Origin of the sequence: Streptomyces alkaliphilus (genome assembly GCF_014141535.1) — a bacterium.
Lineage (GTDB): Bacteria > Actinomycetota > Actinomycetes > Streptomycetales > Streptomycetaceae > Streptomyces > Streptomyces alkaliphilus.
Map to the genome: position 1 here is coordinate 1 of NZ_VKHT01000706.1, position 2,786 is coordinate 2,786.

Consider the following 2,786-nt stretch of genomic DNA (forward strand, 5'->3'; position numbering starts at 1 on the left):
GGGGAAAGGGTGAGAAACCCGGGAAAACCCGGGAAAACCCAAAAAAACCCGGTAAACCCCGGGAAACCCGACACACGGCGCGGGAACCGTGACGATCCCGGGAGCGACCGGCGCGGGATCAGGTGTCGTACCCGGGGCTCTCCGCCGCCGGATCCACCGCCAGTCGGTAGCCGCGCTTGACCACGGTCTGGATGAGCCGGGGCACCCCCAGGGCGGTGCGCAGCCGGGCCATGGCGGTCTCCACGGCGTGCTCGTCGCGTCCGGCGCCGGGCAGGGCGCGCAGCAGCTCGGCCCGGGGCACCACCCAGCCGGGCCGGCGGGCCAGGGCGCGCAACAGGGCCATCCCGGCGGGCGGTACGGGCCGCAGCTCGCCGTCGACGACCACCGCGTGGCCGCGCAGCCGGACGGTGTGACCGGCCACCCGCAGCTCCCCGGAGCGCTTGGGCAATTCGTCGCAGAGCAGTTGCACCAGGGGGCCCAGGCGGAAGCGCTCGGGGTACCGGGTGGGCACGGCCCGGGACTGGAGCGGCAGGGCGGTGACGGGGCCGACACAGATCGGCAGCACCTCGCCGCGCAACGCCTCCAGCAGCGCCTCCTGCCGGCCGAGTTCGGCGGCCCGTTCCAGCAGGGAGGCGACGGCCGGGGCGCTGGTGAAGGTGATGGCGTCCAGGTGCCGCCCCACGACGGCCTCGATGAGCCGGTCGACCGGGCCGAGGTCCTCCGGGGGCATCCAGCGGTAGACGGGGACGTCCACCACCTCGGCGCCGGCCTCGCGCAGCGACTCGATGAAGCCGGGCAGCGGTTCGCCGTGCAGTTGCAGCGCGACGCGTCGGCCGGCCACGCCCTGCTCCAGGAGCCGTTCGAGGACCTCGGCCATGGACTCCGAGGCGGGTGCCCACTCCTCGGTGAGCCCGGCGGCCCGGATGGCGCCGCGCACCTTGGGGCCGCGCGCCAGCACCTCGGCGGAGGCCAGGGTGCTCAGCAGGTCGTCGCCCAGGCCCCACCCGTCGGCGGCCGAGATCCAGCCCCGGAAGCCGATGGCGGTGGTGGCCACCACGATGTCGGGGCCGTGTTCGATGAGGCGGCGGGTGGCGTCGAGGAGCAGGTCGTCGTCGGCCAGTGAGACGATGCGCAGGGCCGGGGCGTGCTGCACCCGGGCGCCCCGGCGCTCCAGCAGGGCGCCGAGTTCCTCCGCGCGCCGGGCGGCGGTGACCCCGACCGTGAAGCCGTCCAGGGGTTTGATCCGATCTGCTGTCCGCATCCTGCCTTCGCTCCCGGGTCGTCGTACGCGGGCACCGAGCCTGTCAACGGGGCGTGACGGGCTCGGTGCCTCGATATTTCCCGGATGTAACACCCGGGGCGCGTGTGCGCTCCGGGGTCACACCCCGGCGTACGCGCGCCGTCCCTCCTGTTCGGTCGCGCCGACCTCGGGTCCGCCGGTGGGGGCGGGGGCGGAGGAGCCGCGCACGTATACGGTCCATGTCACCACGATGCAGGCGACGTAGAAGGCGCAGAAGACCATGAAGGCGGCGGTGCCGTTGCCGGAGGTCATGAAGGACTGCCGCAGGGCGAGGTTGATCCCCAGGCCGCCGAAGGCCCCGATCGAACCGATGATCACCATGGTGGCCCCGGAGAGGCGTCGCGCGTACACCGCGGCGGCCTCGCCGACCAGACCCATCGCCGAGGCCTTGGAGCGGTAGATGCCGGGGATCATCTTGTAGGTGGAGCCGTTGCCCAGGCCGGTGAGCACGAACAGCGGGATGAAGCCGGCCACGAACAGGGCCAATGACTCCGTCATCGACGCCACGACCACCACGCCGGAGACGGCGGCCATCGCGACGAAGTTCCACAGCGTGATCCTCGCCCCGCCCCACCGGTCGGCGAGCCGGCCCCCGACGGGGCGGATCAGCGAACCGAGCAGCGGGCCGATGAAGGTGATGGAGGCGGCCTCCAACGGGGTGCGGTCGAACTGGTTCTGCAACACCAGGCCGAAGGCGAAGCCGTAGCCGATGAAGGAGCCGAAGGTGCCGATGTAGAGGAAGGACATGATCCAGGTGTGGCCGTCGCGGGCGGCCTCCCGGGCGGCTCCGGTGTCGTTGGAGACCGGCCCCAGGTTGTCCATGTACCGCCAGCTGAGGGCGACGGCGAGCACGATCAGCGGGATGTAGAAGGCCACCAGCAGCCGGGGGTACTGCGAGCCGGCCACGAAGATCACGAGCAGCGCCACCCACTGCACCACCGGCACACCGATGTTGCCGCCCCCGGCGTTCAGGCCCAACGCCCAGCCCTTCAGCCGCATCGGGTAGAAGCTGTTGATGTTCGTCATGGAGGAGGCGAAGTTGCCGCCGCCGAAACCGGTGAGGATCGCGACCACCACGAAGGTGGTGTACGAGGTGCCGGGCTCCATGACCACCAGCAGGGCGGTGGTGGGCAGCAGGAGCAGCGCGGCGCTGATCACCGTCCAGTTCCGGCCGCCGAAGCGGGCGACGGCGAAGCCGTAGGGCAGGCGCAGTCCGGCACCGACCGCCGAGGCGATCGCCACCAGGAAGAACTTCCCGGCGGCGTCGATGCCGTACTCGGGGCCCATGAACAGGGCCAGGACGGAGAACATCGTCCACACCGAGAAGCCGATGTGCTCGGAGATGATGGAGAACACCAGGTTCCGGCGGGCCACGTGGCGGCCCTCCCGTTGCCAGAACCGTTCGTCCTCGGGGTCCCAGGTCTCGATCCAGCGTCCGCCGCGGCGGGCGCTGGATCGAGACCTGGGACCCCGAGGACGAACGGTT

2 protein-coding genes are annotated in these 2,786 nt (G+C 71.6%); both read right to left on the reverse strand.

The annotated features are described in order from the left end of the window. Nucleotides 1-118: 118 nt before the first annotated feature. A complete protein-coding gene (locus FNQ90_RS18720; RefSeq protein WP_182607434.1) occupies nucleotides 119-1,261 on the reverse strand; it encodes a uroporphyrinogen-III synthase in 1,143 nt (380 codons plus the stop codon). A gap of 117 nt (nucleotides 1,262-1,378) precedes the next feature. Then, the coding region (locus FNQ90_RS18725; RefSeq protein ID WP_228471386.1) for a nitrate/nitrite transporter at nucleotides 1,379-2,786 on the reverse strand (1,408 nt) is incomplete at its 5' end.

Bases quoted from the DNA above. Each gene is read 5' to 3' on its own strand.
- FNQ90_RS18720 (WP_182607434.1), bottom strand. From the start codon at position 1,261: ATGCGGACAGCAGATCGGATCAAACCCCTGGACGGCTTCACGGTCGGG.